At 45.1% G+C, this 17,971-nt stretch carries 12 protein-coding genes; 6 read left to right on the plus strand and 6 right to left on the minus strand.

Translation table 11 applies throughout. The annotated features are described in order from the left end of the window. The first annotated feature begins 46 nt into the window (after window positions 1-46). From gyrB to CPIN_RS02005, 4 genes are all read left to right on the plus strand, one after another. A complete protein-coding gene (gyrB, locus tag CPIN_RS01990; RefSeq protein ID WP_012788077.1) occupies window positions 47-2,026 on the plus strand; it encodes a DNA topoisomerase (ATP-hydrolyzing) subunit B in 1,980 nt (659 codons plus the stop codon). A gap of 226 nt (window positions 2,027-2,252) precedes the next feature. After that, the gene (locus tag CPIN_RS01995; protein WP_012788078.1) at window positions 2,253-2,714 is read left to right on the plus strand and encodes a hypothetical protein; all 462 of its coding nucleotides are present in this window, start codon (window positions 2,253-2,255) and stop codon (window positions 2,712-2,714) included. A 216-nt stretch (window positions 2,715-2,930) separates the two neighbouring features. Next, window positions 2,931-5,966: a SusC/RagA family TonB-linked outer membrane protein gene (locus CPIN_RS02000; RefSeq protein ID WP_012788079.1), complete on the plus strand. Its 3,036-nt coding sequence runs from the start codon at window positions 2,931-2,933 to the stop codon at window positions 5,964-5,966. A 13-nt stretch (window positions 5,967-5,979) separates the two neighbouring features. Further along, entirely contained in the window at window positions 5,980-7,371 is a 1,392-nt protein-coding gene (locus CPIN_RS02005; RefSeq protein ID WP_012788080.1) for a SusD/RagB family nutrient-binding outer membrane lipoprotein, read from the plus strand. A gap of 75 nt (window positions 7,372-7,446) precedes the next feature. On the opposite strand, the gene CPIN_RS02010 is transcribed toward CPIN_RS02005, so the two are convergent. Next, complete coding sequence (locus CPIN_RS02010; protein ID WP_044217646.1) at window positions 7,447-8,151, minus strand: SIMPL domain-containing protein; 705 nt, start codon at window positions 8,149-8,151, stop codon at window positions 7,447-7,449. A 222-nt stretch (window positions 8,152-8,373) separates the two neighbouring features. On the opposite strand from CPIN_RS02010, the gene CPIN_RS02015 reads away from it, so the two are divergent. Then, window positions 8,374-10,326, plus strand: a complete 1,953-nt coding sequence (locus CPIN_RS02015; RefSeq protein ID WP_012788082.1) for a lectin-like domain-containing protein — start codon at window positions 8,374-8,376, stop codon at window positions 10,324-10,326. Between the two features lie 88 nt (window positions 10,327-10,414). Here CPIN_RS02015 and mfd read toward each other — a convergent pair whose 3' ends face one another. Then, window positions 10,415-13,795, minus strand: a complete 3,381-nt coding sequence (mfd, locus tag CPIN_RS02020) for a transcription-repair coupling factor (protein ID WP_012788083.1) — start codon at window positions 13,793-13,795, stop codon at window positions 10,415-10,417. 113 nt (window positions 13,796-13,908) lie between these two features. Between mfd and CPIN_RS02025 the strand changes: the two genes are divergently transcribed. Then, a complete protein-coding gene (locus tag CPIN_RS02025; RefSeq protein ID WP_012788084.1) occupies window positions 13,909-14,628 on the plus strand; it encodes a ferredoxin--NADP reductase in 720 nt (239 codons plus the stop codon). A gap of 66 nt (window positions 14,629-14,694) precedes the next feature. Here CPIN_RS02025 and CPIN_RS02030 read toward each other — a convergent pair whose 3' ends face one another. The 4 genes from CPIN_RS02030 to dtd are packed head-to-tail and all read right to left on the minus strand — an operon-like array spanning window position 14,695 to window position 17,937. Further along, window positions 14,695-16,125 carry a glycine--tRNA ligase gene (locus CPIN_RS02030; protein ID WP_012788085.1) on the minus strand — a complete coding sequence of 477 codons (1,431 nt, stop codon included), beginning with the start codon at window positions 16,123-16,125 and terminating at the stop codon, window positions 14,695-14,697. Window positions 16,126-16,169: 44 nt separating this feature from the next. Beyond that, entirely contained in the window at window positions 16,170-17,123 is a 954-nt protein-coding gene (locus tag CPIN_RS02035; RefSeq protein WP_012788086.1) for a YihY/virulence factor BrkB family protein, read from the minus strand. Window positions 17,124-17,149: 26 nt separating this feature from the next. Continuing rightward, the gene (locus tag CPIN_RS02040) at window positions 17,150-17,476 is read right to left on the minus strand and encodes a nucleotide pyrophosphohydrolase (protein WP_012788087.1); all 327 of its coding nucleotides are present in this window, start codon (window positions 17,474-17,476) and stop codon (window positions 17,150-17,152) included. An 8-nt stretch (window positions 17,477-17,484) separates the two neighbouring features. Continuing rightward, the gene (dtd, locus tag CPIN_RS02045; protein ID WP_012788088.1) at window positions 17,485-17,937 is read right to left on the minus strand and encodes a D-aminoacyl-tRNA deacylase; all 453 of its coding nucleotides are present in this window, start codon (window positions 17,935-17,937) and stop codon (window positions 17,485-17,487) included. Window positions 17,938-17,971: the final 34 nt, after the last annotated feature.

Genomic DNA, 17,971 nt, shown 5'->3' on the forward strand with positions numbered 1-17,971 from the left:
GCACAATTCACGAGGATTCAAATCTAAACACATTTTACACCCAAATATGAGCGAAGAATTAGTGCAAGCACCTACCCCTGCCAGCAGTGGCTATGATGCGGGTAGTATACAGGTATTGGAAGGCCTGGAAGCGGTGCGCAAGCGCCCGGCCATGTATATCGGCGACATTGGTGTCAAGGGGCTGCATCACCTTGTATATGAGGTGGTGGACAACTCCATCGATGAAGCCCTTGCCGGTTACTGTAAAAATATCAGTGTAACTATCTGTGAAGATAACTCCATCCTGGTAACGGATGACGGTCGTGGTATCCCAACCGGAATGCACCCTAAAGAAGGACGTTCCGCACTGGAGGTAGTAATGACAGTGTTACACGCTGGTGGTAAATTCGATAAAAATACATATAAAGTATCCGGTGGTCTGCACGGAGTGGGTGTGAGTTGCGTAAATGCACTCAGTGACAAACTCCATGTAACCGTACGCCGCGAAGGAAAATTATTTGAGCAGGAATACCAGCGCGGTGTACCGCAATATGCGGTTCGCGAAATCGGTACCTCCGACTCAACCGGTACGACCGTTCACTTCAAACCAGATAATGAGATCTTCAAGGAAACCATCTACAACCGTGAGATCCTGGCTGGCCGTCTGCGTGAACTGGCTTACCTGAACCGTAAGATCAAAATTACCCTGACTGACGACCGTGAAAAGGACGAAGCAGGTAATTCTGTCACTGAAACTTTCTACAGCGAAGGCGGTATCATCGAATTCGTACAGATGCTGGATCGTAACGGCCGTCGTAATGGTCTGTTGCCTGATCCAATCTTCATCGAAGCACACGACGCAAGCAGCAACGTGGCCGTTGAAGTAGCAGTGATCTATAACGACTCTTTCAGTGAGAATATCTTCTCCTACGTCAATAACATCAACACGATCGAAGGTGGTACACACGTAGCAGGCTTCCGCCGTGCGATAACCCGTATCTTCAAGAGCTATGGTGATAAGAACAAAATGTTCGAAAAAACCAAGATCGAAGTAACAGGTGATGACTTCCGTGAAGGTCTGAGCGCTATCATCAGCGTAAAAGTACCTGAACCACAGTTCGAAGGCCAGACCAAAACCAAACTCGGTAACTCCGATGTAATGGGGGTTGTGGACAGTTCCGTAGCAGCCGTACTGGATGCCTACCTGGAAGAACATCCCCGCGAAGCCAAGATCATTATCAATAAAGTGGTACTGGCAGCACAGGCGCGTGAAGCAGCCCGTAAAGCACGCCAGATGGTACAGCGTAAGAGCGTACTGAGTGGAAGCGGCTTGCCTGGTAAACTGGCTGACTGCTCTGAAAATGATCCTGAAAAATGTGAACTGTACCTGGTAGAGGGTGACTCCGCAGGTGGTACGGCTAAACAAGGACGTAACCGTAGCTTCCAGGCGATCCTGCCGCTCAGGGGTAAAATCCTGAACGTGGAGAAAGCCATGGAGCATAAGATATATGAGAATGAGGAGATTAAAAACATCTTCACCGCACTTGGTGTAACCATCGGTACGGAAGAAGATGACAAAGCCCTCAACCTCTCCAAACTGCGCTATCACAAACTGATCATCATGACGGATGCTGACGTGGATGGTAGTCACATCGCTACACTGATCCTCACCTTTATCTTCCGTTATATGAAGGCAATGGTTGAACAGGGTTATGTGTACATCGCGCAGCCACCACTTTACCTGGTGAAAAAGAGTAAAGAACAGATCTACGCATGGACTGAAGAAGACCGTAAAGCAGCTATCGCTAAGATCGCAGGCGGTAAAGAAGACAGCGTAACGATCCAGCGTTATAAAGGTCTTGGTGAGATGAACGCAGAACAGCTGTGGGAAACTACCATGAACCCGGATAACCGTACCCTGAAACAGGTAACCATCGAAAGCGCTGCAGAAGCAGATCGCGTATTCAGTATGCTGATGGGTGATGAAGTTCCTCCAAGAAGGGAATTCATCGAGTCACATGCGAAATATGCGAAGATCGATGCATAAAATTTGAAGTGTTTACGCACAATATAAAAGCCCTGGTCCGATCAGACCAGGGCTTTTGCTTTTCTAACACCTTTCTACCTCGTTTCATTTCTCCTTCATTCCCAGTCAGTTCCCATTTTATTGCATCATACCTGTTAAAAAACTTATAAATAATTTATTTAATTCATTGGAAAGTAGCTAATTTGCACTCCTATTTATCACTATACCTGAAGAAACTACCTATCCTATGAAACTCTATTCCCTGCTGGGATTCCTGTGCCTCTGCCTCATTACTTTCGCATCCTGCCAGAAAGACAAGGCAGTACTGGCATCCGGTTCCTGTGAATTCAAATTTGATGGTGCTTCCTATTCAGCTAATACCGCTTACGGTGAAGTGTTTGACACGACCGTAATAGGTAAAAAGGTCTTAATGATACAAGGACTGACCAGTAACCTGAACAGCGCTATCATTATGACAGTGATCTTCCCTGATACACTGAAAACAGGCACCTACACCAATACAGAAAAGGCAAGTATAATATTCACTTCTTCTGTATCCGGTTCTGACACTTACGAAAGCAAAACAGCGACTATAAAAATTACAAGCATAAATAGTAAGTATGCCGAAGGCACATTCGACGGCATTTTAAACAATGGTGAATCAGAAAAGCCATTAACGGACGGAAAGTTTAAAGTAAATATTAATTGATCATCGTTTTTTTGAAATCTTTTTCCATCGTGTCCCGCCTTTCAAGGCGGGACTTTTTTTTGGTTAATATCCGTCTATAGATAGTCAAGAATCATAAAAAGGTTAGCCCCCTTCCAATATTACATTTGAGTATATATCATTTTAAGTCATTTGCGCAGATGACGGGATCAGTTATTTAGAGGGGAAATCACAAAAACCAATATCTAATCTCGTTGTATGAAAAGAAACGTATTTCACCTGCTGGCGTTGCTCGCGGGACTGCTGATCTATTCCTCAGCAATAGCACAAACAAGGGGAATAGATGGAACAGTGACCGATGAAAAAAAGCAGCCTATCAGCTTCGCCTCCGTCATCATCAAAGGCACTTCAAAAGGGACAACTACTGCGCAGGACGGCTCATTTAAACTGGAAGTATCCCCCAATGCCATACTCATTATCCGCGCCGTCGGATATAACCTGCAGGAGATTCCTGTTAATGGTGAACAACACTTCAATATCTCGCTGACAGAAAATGCCAGTGATCTGAATGAAGTAGTAGTGACTGCATTAGGCGTAAAAAAAGAAAAAAGAAATCTCACCTTCAGCGCACAGGAGGTAAAAAGCGATGAGGTATTACGTGCAAAGGAACCCAACGTACTGAACGCTTTGACAGGAAAGGTAGCCGGTGTACAGATCACCAGTTCTTCAGGTATGCCAGGCAGTTCAGCACGTATAGTCATCCGTGGTATTACCTCCATATCTGGTGAAAACCAGGCACTGTTTGTTATGGATGGTGTACCTATTAACAATGACGAAAGCGGCGGCACCTATAACGGTGGTTCAGGCACCAACAGACTGGCCGATATAGATCCGTCCACCATTGAAAGCATTAACGTATTAAAAGGAGCTGCAGCTACTGCTTTATACGGCTCCGCTGGTGCACGAGGGGTTGTACTTGTCACCACCAGGAAAGGCGCTGCAGGCCGTAAACCAGTAGTGACATTATCATCCGGTTTATCTTTCGAAAAGACCATTTTTCCTGATCGTCAATACCTCTATGCACAGGGGGACAAAGGCGTATTCTATGATGGAGAAAGCATGAAAAGCAGTACCTCATGGGGACCTCGTATGGATACATTAACAGTGAACGGACAAAAAATAAAAGCGCATAATCCGCTGGAAGAATTCTTCCGGACAGGCGTGACTTCCAATAGTACAGTCAGCGTATCCGGCGGCGGATCGACATCGAATTATTTCATGTCTTATTCCTACTTCGATCAGAAAGGAACAATACCCGTAACTTCATATAAACGGCACAGTGTATTCACGAAATACAACGCGCAGATCATCGACAAACTGAACGCTACTTTTCAGTTGACATACAGCACTGCCAACAACAAAAAAGTACCGGAAGGATATGGGCTTGAATCTCCGCTATGGACCATCTTTACAGCACCTGTATCCTATGATCTGAAACCAGCGCTGAATCCGGATGGGTCACAACGTCTGTACCGCTACAGCCGCAACAATCCTTACTGGGTATTAGATAACGTGCTGAACACAACCGTTGTGAACAGGTTCCTGCCGGTATTTACTTTTGTGTACACACCGTTTGAATGGCTTTCCGTTACAGAACGCGCAGGTGCTGATATCTACACTGATCAGCAGACCTATCACGTGAATACAAATGACATTACCTATGCAACAGGATTAACGTACTACAACAATAAAAACTTCAGACAGTTCAACCACGATTTCATCGTGCAGCTGAGACAACAGTTTAACAACACAAACGTAAGTCTGCTGTTAGGTAACAACGTCTATTCAGAACACGGCGACTTCATGACGGCATTAGGTCTCGGATTGGCAAAACCAGGCTATTATAACATGGCCAGCGCTTCTTCCATTACTTATACCGGCACAGAGTATCTGAGACGGAAAACAGGCTTCTATGCGCAGGCAGAAGTAGACTACAATCGCATGTTAGTACTGTCTCTCACCGGACGATATGATGGCAGCTCTGTATTGTCCTCCGAAAACAGATATTACCCATATGGCTCTGTAGCAGGTGGATTTATCTTCTCCGAATTATTCAAAGACAAGCTGAAAGATGTGATCAACTTTGGTAAAGTTAGGGCTTCGTTTGCTTCTGTTGGTAATGACAATGTGAAACCATACGCTACCACCACACCCTATTACCAGGCAGTGATCTATGGGGATGTGAGCAGCAATCTTACCTTTCCTTATAATGGCCAGAATGGTTTCCTGATCAGCTCTGCATTAGGTAACCCTAATCTGAAAAATGAGCTGCAGAAAGAGTATGAACTGGGTCTGGAAATGAAAATGTTCAAAAGCAGGGTCGGACTGGAAGCGTCTTATTTCAACCGGCGTATGACACAGGGGATTGTCGAAAACATCTCACTCGCCAACTCTACCGGTTATGCGAGTACGACTATTAACTCTGCGAAGATGTCAACTAAAGGTATTGAAGTACTGTTAAATGTGACACCTGTCACCACAAAAGATTTCAGCTGGGATATAACGATCAATTACACAAAGCTGAAACAGAAAGTAGAAGAGATCAGTCCTGATCTGGATCAGACAAGCATTGGCAGTATTTATGCAAAAAAAGGAGAACCATGGGGATTGATCTTCGGTACTAAATACGCACGTACAGCAGATGGTCAGTTACGCATCAATGAAGCAGGATTACCTTACGCCTCCGGCGAATTTGACGTAGTCGGTAACATCACACCCGACTGGATAGGAGGTATCACGAATCAGTTACGCTACAAACAATTCAATTTAAGCTTCTTCTTTGACACCAAACAGGGCGGTGATATACTGAACTCAGATGATGGATACGGGCTCTATTATGGCAGCTCAAAACAAACAGAAAAACGGGAGGACAGAGTAGTACCAGGTGTCAGCGATGCAAACAATGCGCCTAACAAACAGGTGGTGACCGGACAGGCCTATTTCCAGCAGATCAGCGGAATTACGGAAGCATTTATTCAGCATGCATCTTACATAAAACTGCGTAACGTGAGTCTTTCTTATACTTTCAGAAAAGGCGCAACAGCACGCACGCCATTCAAAGATGCTTCCATCGTACTTACCGGCCGCAATCTGTGGATACACAAAGACAAAACATTTACCGGCGGAGATCCTGAAGTAAACTCATGGGGCGCTGGTAATGGCGGATTAGGCGTATATACTTTCTCTGCGCCTACAGCCCGTTCATTTGACTGCACATTAAAATTCACGTTCTAGTAAACTACGCAACATGAAAAGACCATTCATCACGATAGCATTAACGGCAGCAATTACACTGTCTGCCTGCAGCAAATACCTGGACGTCAACCAGAATTCAAACGTGCCTTCTGACGTCTCTGAATCACTTTTACTGGCGCCCCTGGAAGCAGGTGTCTCCCAATACATAGCAGCAGGAAATGCTGCCACACTGGTGAATCAGTGGATGCAAAACTGTGTGCCGAATCAGCCTATGCCGAATACGGCCAATTATATGGTGACCAGTTCCAATTTTGACGACTTCTGGAATTCATTCTATGTCGTGGTACTGAACAACGTCACCATACTGGACAAGCAGGCAACAGCCAACGGTAATCTTAAATATGCAGGGATTGCGAAGGTACTGAAAGCATATACACTGGGCACAGCCACTGATCTGTGGGGCGACATTCCCAATGCAACGGCATTTACCGGAACCGGAAATACAACGCCCAGCTATGATAAACAGGAAGACATTTACAAGAGTATACAATCACTGCTGGACGAAGCCATCACACAATTACAATCAGATGGAGGAAGTACACCAGGCACAGACGATTACTACTATGCCGGTGATATGAATAAGTGGACAAAGATGGCTTATACGCTGAAGGCAAGGTATTATATGCATCTTACCAAAGCACCCGGTTATGATGCAAAAACACAGGCGAATCTTGCACTGACAGCACTCGGCAATGGTATGACGAATAACGATGACGACTGTTCATTTGCTTATAACGGCTCTTCGACATCTTCCAATGCCTGGTATCTGCACTTCTACAATACCTCTACGTTAGTACTGTCTTCTCATTATGTGGATTCATTGATGAAGTATGCTGATCCCCGTATATCATCTCTGGTCAGCAAAGCAGAGAATACCGGCAAATACAATGGTAACGTGATCGGTTCAGGCGCTGGTGCATTACAGGACTTCTCCGTTGCCGGTAGTTTCTATGGCGCAATCGGATCGAAGGTCTACATATTGAATGCAGCAGAAGCCTTATTCCTGAAAGCAGAGGCTAACTATATCACATCAGGATATAATGCCGCTCAACCGGCATTCAGACAAGCAGTGGCGGGTAATCTGCTAAAACTGGGTGTTGACACCAACAGTGCAGCAGCACAGACTTTCTTATCCAAACGAGGTATACTGACTGCGAATAACGCCCTGCAACTGATCATTGAAGAAAAAGCGACGGCTAATTTCCTTTCTGTTGAAAACTATACAGACTGGCGTCGTACCGGTTATCCGGCATTGAAAATGATTCCTAATAATACGGTGACAAGTCTGCCGCGCAGATTCCTGTATCCTTTGAATGAGATCAGTGCCAATCCACAGGATTTACAAAAAGCAAAACTCACGGACAAAGTATGGTGGGATAGCTGATATAGATGGATATGTAACAAAAATAAAGGGAGCAGCGGTAAAGCATGCTCCCTTTTTCTATTTATGCGACAGTAATTACTTGATGAAGAACACCGCTCTTACTTCTGCACGTACTTTTATTTTCTTGAAAGCAGCAGGATCAGCAACTGCATCAGTAGCCATTAAACGCGCATTAGCGAAAGCCACTGGCTGTACATCTGCATAGTTATCCGTATTGATTTCCTGTACTTCCAGCACACCACCGATGTTATCACCGATTGCTTCCAGCATATAGGTAGCTTTTGCTTTCGCAGCCTGTAAAGCTTTGGTTTTTACCTGTTTACGGTAATCTTCCATTTTGCTGTGTGTATAGCTGCTGATGTTTACGCTTTCAATACCTTCATCATCTACGCCACCCAGGATGCTGTTTACCTTATCCAGATTGCTCAGTTTAAGACGGTATTGTTTACGCGCCATGAAATCAGGGTCTTTTTTCTTTTTAGTCCACCACTGGTCATAGTTCGTACCAAATACATTCGCGATAGTCAGATCGCCGGCAGGTATACCAGCTTCTTTCACCGCTTTCTGTAACTGGAGTTCCAGTGTATTCATGTCTACTTTAGTCGTTTTATTTTTGAACTCGCGGAGGGAGATATCGAGATAGATCTCGTCAGGAGTGATTTCAATCTCTGCGGAGCCTGTTACTTCGATTTTCTTAACAGGAGGCTTGTTGTCTGTCTGCTGTGCCTGACTGAAAGTTGCTACGAGTATTCCTGCCAGTAAAAACATTACCTTTTTCATACTGTTGTGATTTGATGTTAAAATGAATATTAGTTTCCGTTGTCTGCCTATATGATGCGATAAAATATCCTGATTCCATAAAGGGGTAAAAAAATATTTTCCCAGTATACCAGTGCTCAACACTTTATGATTAAAGATATATGGAGTATCTGCCTGTAACGTGCAAGTCGGGGATATGTTACACTGATTATTTTTTTTATTTTACTGACACAGTATTTGCCTATGACCAGAGCATTGTTGCTTATAGCAGGATTGTGCTGGCTTCTTTTTTTATCCCATACAACGGTACATGCTCAACTACAGACCCCATATATATTGAATGGGGCTGCGACACAACGGACTTGTAATTGTTATGTGCTTACAGAAGATCAGGGTACTTCGAGCGGTACAGTATGGAATAAGAATAAGATCAGCCTGAATAATTCCTTTGATTATTATTTTGATGTCAACCTGGGTTGTAAAGATGAAAACGGTGCAGATGGCATCGGTTTTATTCTGCAAACACAGGGTACAAACCTTGGGGCCACCGGTCAGGGCATAGGCTTTCAGAATATCAGACCTTCCCTTGGCGTTATTATAGATACCTGGCAAAACATGGATGACGGTGATCCTTACTACGATCACGTATCTATCCAGATTAACGGTGATATCTCACACAGCAGTACCAATAACCTGGCAGGACCTGTTACAGCACTGGCAAATAATGACAACATCGAAGACTGTAACTGGCACATCTTTCATATTAAATGGAATGCGGCCACCAAACAACTGGAAGTGAGTATGGACGACTCCCTGCGTTTAAGCATACAGAAAGACCTGGTCGCAGAGGTATTTGGCGGCGACCCGATGGTATTCTGGGGTTTTGGCGCCGCAACAGGTGGAGCATCTAACAAACAACAGTTCTGTGCCGCCTTGCGCCCCCAGCTGGAATTTAACAGCAACCAGCTCTTCTGTGACGGCTCCGCCATTGTCTTTGCGGACAACTCAAAATCATTTGGCAGCATCACACGCTGGCGCTGGGATTTCGGAGATGGTACAACCGCTTCCGTACCTGATCCTCCTCCACATCAATACGCTAAACCCGGCAGGTACCAGGTAAAACTTCTCATAGAAGACAACAGTGGCTGTGTATCAGATACCATGAAACAAGACCTTACAATTGGTAGTTATCCTATCCCTGATTTCTCTTATGACTCACTTTGTACGAGCCGTATCGTTAGTATCACGGATAAAACAACCCTGGATGTAGGCACATTGCGTCAATGGGTATGGGATATGGGCAACGGTACGATTGAGACCACCCAAACACCTGTATTCAGTTATGATAGTACCGGCACTTACACTGTCAGGCTGCAGGTGACAAGTTCCGAAGGCTGTGGCGCAGAGATCTCCAAACCTGTCAATGTATATCCGACACCTGCGATTGCAGCTGCAGGAGAAAGCGTGTGTATCGGAGAACCTGTTGCATTCACAGGCACGGATTTAACACCTTCCATTCCGTTGTCGCAATGGTACTGGGATATGGGGAACGGACAACAGCAGACAGTACAAAACATCGATTATATCTATCCGGATGGGGGTGAATATGAAGCATCCCTACATACACTCAGCACCAAAGGATGCTTCTCAGATACCGCTTATGTGCCGGTAACTGTTTCGGATATCAAACTGGATCTGGGTAACGATACACTCATTGCGCGTGGTCAGCCATTACAGTTACAGGCAGTCACCGGCGGTAATAATCTTCAGTTCAGCTGGACACCTGACAACGGACTCACAGATCCTTATACAGCTAATCCGACAGCGATACTGAATAATGATCAGACCTACTATCTGACAGTAACTTCTCCACAGGGTTGCATTGATATGGACACTATACACATTAAAGTGTATGCAGGTCCGGACTTCTATGTACCAACTGCATTTTCTCCTAACAATGATGGACAGAATGATATTTTCCGGGCTATTTCTCCCGGTGTTGCAACACTTGATTTCTTCTGTGTATGGAACAGATGGGGACAGGAAGTATTCCGTACACAATCGCTTCTGACCGGCTGGGACGGCAGCTACAAAGGCCAGCAGATGCCTGCAGGAACTTATGTGTGGATGATACAGGGAACGGATTACAGAGGGAACGTATTTAACAGAAGAGGTACAGTGACAATTGTGAGATGATATCCTGTTACGCTGCAAAGTAATTAGTATAAACAAGTATGGCGCATCAATATTGATGCGCCATACTTGTTTATCGCTGAATGCGTTCTTACTTCTCGTTTCTTGCGTCTTCCATATTATGCAGGAAGTCATACAGATCACTCATCGTCACTATCTTATCTGCTACCAGCATAAAGTTCTTTCCTACCTGTCTGAGTTTCGCATTGTTTACTCTTGTTTGCAGGTAAGTAAGAATATGATTAAACGTCGGTGATTCGAAATATGGAGAATCAGGATTGTTAATAAAATAGCAACGTAATTTCCCTTCTTTCAGCATCATTTTTTCAAAGCCAAGCTTGATCGCCATCCAACGACAACGGATCATACAGAAAAGGTCTTTTACCGGCTCCGGAACAGGCCCGAAACGGTCCTGCATTTCAACTTCAAATGCCTGTAACTTGCTTTCAAGCGTAATGTTATCGAGCTCCTGGTAGAGGTTCAGACGTTCCTGTATACTTTCCACATAACTGTCAGGGATCAGGATCTCCAGATCAGTATCGATGGTACAGTCACTCACAAAGTCTTTCTTCTCTTCCAGCTGATCTTTAAAGAGATCACGGAATTCATTCTGCTTCAATTCACGGATTGCTTCGTCAAGAATCTTCTGATACATATCGAAGCCTATCTCTGCCATAAATCCGCTTTGTTCACCTCCTAAAAGGTTACCTGCACCACGGATATCAAGGTCACGCATAGCGATCTGGAATCCACTACCAAGCTCACTATGCTGTTCCAGCGTTTGCAGGCGCTTGCGGCTATCGCCGGGCAATGTACTGATAGGTGGCGCCAGCAGATAACAGAATGCTTTTTTATTGCTACGACCCACACGTCCACGCAACTGATGCAGATCACTCAATCCGAAGTGATGTGCATTGTTGATGATGATAGTATTTGCATTTGGAATGTCCACACCGCTTTCCACGATATTGGTACATACCAGTACATCATATTTACGATCGATAAAGTCAAGGATCACCTCTTCCAGCTGATGACCTTCCATCTGACCATGTGCAGTGGCAATAGAAAGATCAGGACAAAGACCTTTGATCAGACTGCTCATTTCACCCAAACCTTTCACACGATTGTATACAAAGTATACCTGTCCGCCACGCTCTGTTTCGTAATAAATAGCATCACGGATCAGGTCATGATCAAAGACATGTACCTCTGTTTCTATCGGCTGCCTGTTAGGCGGCGGCGTATTGATCACCGACAGATCTCTTGCACCCATTAATGAGAACTGCAATGTTCTCGGTATAGGTGTTGCCGTTAGTGTCAGCGTATCTACGTTTATCTTCAGTTGTTTCAGTTTTTCCTTCGCAGCTACACCAAATTTCTGTTCTTCATCGACCACCATTACACCGAGATCCTTGAACTTCACATCCTTACTCAGCAGTGCATGTGTACCGATGATAATATCGATCTTACCTTCTGCCAATCTTTGCAGTGTTTCCTTCTTTTCTTTTGCCGATTTAAAACGGTTAAGATAGTCGACTGTACATGGGAAGTCTTTCAGACGATCTGAGAAAGTCTTGTAGTGCTGGAATGCAAGAATGGTAGTGGGCACCAATACAGCAGCTTGTTTACCGTCAACAATAGATTTGAATGCAGCACGTACCGCAATCTCTGTCTTACCAAAACCAACATCACCACAGACAAGACGATCCATCGGAGCAGGCGACTGCATATCGCGTTTAACGTCGGCAGTTGCTTTACTCTGGTCAGGTGTATCTTCATACAGGAAGGATGCTTCCAACTCTGTCTGCAGATAGGTATCCGGCGAGTGAGGGAACCCGGTCTGGGCCTTACGCGCAGCATACAACTGGATCAGGTCTTTAGCAATATCCTTAACCTGTGTTTTTGCTTTTTCTTTCAGCTTATCCCAGGCATCACTACCGAGCTTATTCACACGCGGTTCAACACCTTCTTTGCCGGAATACTTGCTGATTTTATGCAGGGAGTTAATGTTTACATACAAGAGGTCATTGTTCTTGTAGATAATACGGATAGCCTCCTGCATTTTACCACCTACTTCAATCTTCTGCAAGCCACTGTACACACCTACACCATGATCAATATGCGTTACAAAATCACCCGCCTGTAGTTCACGCAGGGTTTTCATTGTAATCGCCTTGTTCTTGTTGTAAGCCTGTTTAACCTTGTACTTATGATAACGCTGGAAGATCTGGTGGTCAGTATAACATACCAGTTTCAGCGAGTGATCAATGAAGCCATGGCTGACAGGAGAGGGGATCGGGAAGAAGGTAAAATCAGCTTTCAGGTCTTCAAAAATGCTGCGCAGCCTTTCCAGCTGACGGGCATTTTCTGCGAAGATGAAAAGTGTGTATTTATTCTTGTTGTGCGCGTCGAGATCTTTGATCAGCATTTCAAACTGTCTGTTAAAGACAGGTTGTTCCTGCGTTTCAAAGTTCAGCGGTATGAAAGCACGATTGGTATCTTCCCACCACTGGCGACTACCGAATACAATACAGTGTCTGCGCAGCAGGTCCTGCATCATCGCATGTGCTTTGACAAAGTCAGCTTCTGATAATGCGATGGTATCATCATCACCTACCTTCACCTGTTGCCCCGTTTGCAGAAAAGCATCCAGTCTTTCTTCCAGTTGCAGGATCACGTCCTGCACATAACCAGGGTCTTTCATCCAGACAATGGTATTTTCAGGAAGGAAGCCCAGCAGGGAGGCTTTCTCGTGTTTCAGCCCCTGGGTATCCATATTGGCAATCAGTGTAACCTGATTGAGCTTACGTTCACTCAGCTGACTTTCCGGATCAAACAGACGGATAGAATCGATGTCTTCTCCAAACAGTTCAATACGGTAAGGCTTTTCATTACCAAACGAGTAGATATCGAGGATACCGCCACGCAGCGCATACTGTCCCGGTTCATACACAAAGTCAGTGAACTCAAAGCCCCAGCTGACGAGTTTGTTCAGCAGGTCATCCACTTTCAGTACGTCGCCTACTTTCAGCTGCACCATGTTGCCTGTATAGGCAACAGAAGCTGCTACTTTTTCCCAGAGTGCTTCCGGGTAGGTAACCAATACTTTCTTGTGTACGGCATTACCGGAGAACTTCATCAGTGCCTCCGTACGCAGCATACTATGACTACTGTTGATCTCGTTGAAGAAGCCGGCCTTTTTAAAGGAGTCCGGGAAGTAGAAGATGTCCAGCCCCTGCGTAATTGACTCAAGGTCATTATGGAAATAGGCGGCCTCTTCTCTGTCATTGAGAATGAAAAGGTGATTAACGGAATTGGCCATCTCCCAAGCTCCCGCAGCTACGAATGTGGTGGCACTTCCTGTTAATCCTGTTAATTGAAAATACTGTGGATCGGACAAATGTATCCCTTTCACCAGCTGTTGCAGGCGGGAATCTCGCTGGTACAGTTGTAAAACAGCCTGTATATTCATGAGGGTTGCAAAGATACGGAATTACTGTTATCAGTCCATAAATGGTATACCGGATCGGGACGACCGCTTACGGACTAAATTGGTTATATTTAGTATAAATAAATTCCACACAAATGGCGGACCAATGGCATAAGGGACTGGTGACCCGTATCGTACAGGAAACCCATAATACACGCAGGTTCTGGATACAGATCCCCGAGCTGGAGCAGTTCAGCTTTAAAGCCGGGCAGTTTGTCACCCTCGATCTTCCCATACACGAACAAAAAAACAAACGCTGGCGCAGCTACTCCATTGCCTCCCCGCCGGATGGTACCAATACCATTGAACTGGTGATTGTATTACTGGAAGGAGGGGCAGGTACCAACTATCTCTTTAACCACGTTAAAGAAGGGAGCGAACTGGTATTAAAAGGCCCGTTAGGTCACTTTGTATTACCCGAACAACTGGACAAAGACCTTTTCTTTATCTGTACAGGCACTGGTATTGCTCCTTTCAGGGCCATGGCGCAATATATAAAGGCGCACGATCTGGCACATCCGCCTATACATCTTATATATGGGTGCCGACAGCAATGCGATCTGCTGTATGCGGCGGAGATGTGGGACCTGGAAAAAGAATTGACAGACTTTCATTATACGCCTACACTATCCAGGGATGATGACAAATGGAGCGGCAGAAAAGGGTATGTGCATCTTATTTATGAGGAACTGGCACAACGTCAGCCGGCACATTTCTTCTTATGCGGCTGGAAAAATATGATCGACGAGGCCAAACACCGTATCCTGGCACTGGGTTATGACAAACATGATATTCACCAGGAGTTATATGGTTAAAAGATATACTACAATGAGAAAGGCCGCATCCTGGGATGCGGCCTTTCTATAATTTATACTTATTTTCTATTCGTTGATCTTATTCAACACGAGCTCTTTCACTTTATCCATTGGGATTCTTTCCTGTTCCATGTTATCGCGGTAGCGGATAGTAACAGTGCCGTCCTCTTTGGTCTGGTGGTCGATCGTTACGCAGAATGGTGTACCGATAGCATCCTGGCGGCGGTAACGTCTGCCAATAGCATCTTTTTCCTCATAAAAACAATGGAAAGCTGATTTACACTTGTCCATCAGTTCTTTTCCGATTTCTGGCAGACCGTCTTTCTTAGTCAGTGGGAAAATAGCCAGTTTCACCGGAGCCAGCTTCGCAGGCAGTTTCATTACCACACGGCTGTCTTCTTTACCATCTTTAGTCAGGTCTTCCTCAACATAAGCATCACAGATTGTCAGCAGGAACATACGATCCAGACCGATAGAAGTTTCTATCACATACGGGATGTAGTTCTGGTTAATTTCTGTATCGAAATACTGCATTTTCTTTCTGCTGAACTCCTGGTGTCTGCTCAGATCATGGTCAGTACGGCTATGAATACCTTCTACCTCTTTGAAACCGATAGGGAATTCATATTCGATATCTTCTGCTGCGTCAGCATAGAAAGCCAGTTTATCGTGTACATGGAATCTGTACTTATCAGGATCGATACCCAGACTCTTATGCCATTTCAGGCGCTCTTCCTTCCAATAGGCGAACCATTCTTTCTGGGTGCCAGGGCGTACGAAGAACTGCATTTCCATCTGCTCAAATTCACGCATGCGGAAGATGAACTGACGGGCTACGATCTCATTACGGAAAGCCTTACCAACCTGCGCGATACCAAAAGGTATCTTCATACGGCCGGTTTTCTGTACGTTCAGGAAGTTTACAAAGATACCCTGTGCGGTTTCCGGACGCAGGTAAATTTCGCTTGCTTCGTCTGTCACGCTACCCAACTGGGTAGAGAACATCAGGTTAAACTGACGAACATCTGTCCAGTTAGCAGTTTTACTAACAGCACACTGGATGTTATAAGTTTCTATGAGTGTTTTTAAACCAGCCAGATCATCTGCTGCCAGCAATTCATTCATTTTGCTGATCAGCACATCTCCGTTGCCCTCAGGCAGGGTTTCAGCATGCGCTTCTATCAGATGGTCTACACGATAACGTTTCTTGCTGTCCTTATTATCGATCATTGGATCACTGAACCCATCCACATGTCCGGAAGCTTTCCAGATAGTAGGATGCATGAAAATAGCAGAGTCGATCCCCACGATATTCTCGTGCATCTGGGTCATACTCTTCCACCAGTAATCGCGGATATTCTTCTTCAACTGTGCTCCGTTCTGGCCATAGTCATAGACTGCACTTAGGCCGTCGTATATTTCACTGGACTGGAATACGAAGCCGTATTCTTTACAATGCGAGATAATCGCCTGGAATTTGTTCTGATCTGTAGCCATAGTGGCGCAAATATAATAAGGGTTTTCGGAATTAAAGGAGCCTGTTATTTACCTTTTTCATTGGTTACAGGGGCTGTTACCGGCAATTCATCCGTTTCTACCGGCACTTCCTTCACATACACTGCATATTCATTGGGTCTGATCTTTCCGCCGAAATGCTGCACATACACCTGGGTAAATTCGGCCCCAAAATACAGGATTATCGCCGAATAATACACCCAGAGCAGGATAATGACAATAGACCCTGCGGCCCCATAGGCAGTCCCTACCTTACTGGATCCCAGGTACATGCCGATGGCGAATTTCCCGATCATGAACAGGATGGCCGTAGTGACAGCTCCCACGATCACATGTTTCCACCTCACTTTGGCGTCTGGCAACACTTTGAAGATAATGGCAAAGAGGAAACTGATGATCAGGAAGGTCAGGGCCAGGTTGACGATATATACCAATACCATGGTTACCTGTGGGAACAGGACTGCCAGTTGTTGACTGAACAGTTCTATGATACCGTTCATAGCCAGGGAAACCATCAGAATAAATCCGAGGCTGACCACCATGGAGAAAGATAATAATCGGTTGAGCAGCATTTTCAGCAGACCATTTTTAGGTTTGGCCTTCAGCTGCCAGATAAAGTTAATAGAGTCCTGGATTTCACCAAATACACTGGTGGCACCGATGATCAGGGTCACTATCCCGATTACGGTAGCCACGGTAGAATCTCCGGAAAGGGCTGCATTTTTGATCATCTGCTGGATCTGCAAAGCCGCCTCATTACCGACCATATCATTGATCTGCCCATATACACTACCCTCAATGGCTTCTTTTCCCAGGAACACATCGCACAAGGTGATGATCACAATCAGCATGGGTGCAATGGAAAAGATAGTGTAATAGGATAATGCCGCACTGAGCTTGAGCACCTTATCATCCATAAAGTCATTGACAGTCTGCCTCAGGATCTGCCAGTAAGTTTTTACTATAGAGGGGATCTTCATATGATTGATTTCACAAAAAACCTGCCTTATTGCAGCTTCTCATTGTTCTTATGCCGGTTGGCGTCGCGGATGTTTTTTTTCTCAAAATTCTTCTCCAGTGCGGTGGTCATATCCACTCCTGTCTGGTTGGCAATGCATAGCAATACCCACATAACATCGGCCAGTTCATCGGCCAGTTCTTTCTTTTTATCTGATTCTTTACTGGACTGCTCTCCATATTGGCGGGCCATAATCCGGGCTACTTCGCCTACTTCTTCAGTCAGGATAGCCATATTGGTCAGTTCGCTGAAATAACGGACACCTACGGTCTGGATCCAGCCGTCAATCTGTTCCTGTGCTTCTTTGATAGTCATATTGCTGATTATTCTTTTGCTTTTGTGTCAATAATGATAGTAACGGGGCCGTCATTCAACAGGTCCACCTTCATATCTGCGCCAAAAATGCCGGTAGGAATCTTTTTCCCCATGTCCTGTCCTAAATGACTGATCATCTGTTCATACAGGGGTATGGCAATATCCGGTTTACTGGCGCGGATATAGGAGGGGCGGTTTCCTTTTTTGGTGGCAGCGTGCAGGGTAAACTGACTGACGAGCAGCACATCACCGTCCACTTCTTTCACCGAACGGTTCATTACACCTTCTTCGTCGTTAAAAATACGGAGGTTCACGATTTTATTACTCAACCAGATAATATCTTCTGTATTATCGGCATCTTCAATGCCCAATAATACCAGCAGTCCGGTATCGATACTACCTGTAATATTCCCGTCTACGGTCACGGACGCCCGGGACACGCGTTGTATAACTGCACGCATATGTGTAACAGATCAATTTATTGCGCCGGGAAAT

The sequence above is a fragment of the Chitinophaga pinensis DSM 2588 genome, from assembly GCF_000024005.1.
GTDB lineage: Bacteria > Bacteroidota > Bacteroidia > Chitinophagales > Chitinophagaceae > Chitinophaga > Chitinophaga pinensis.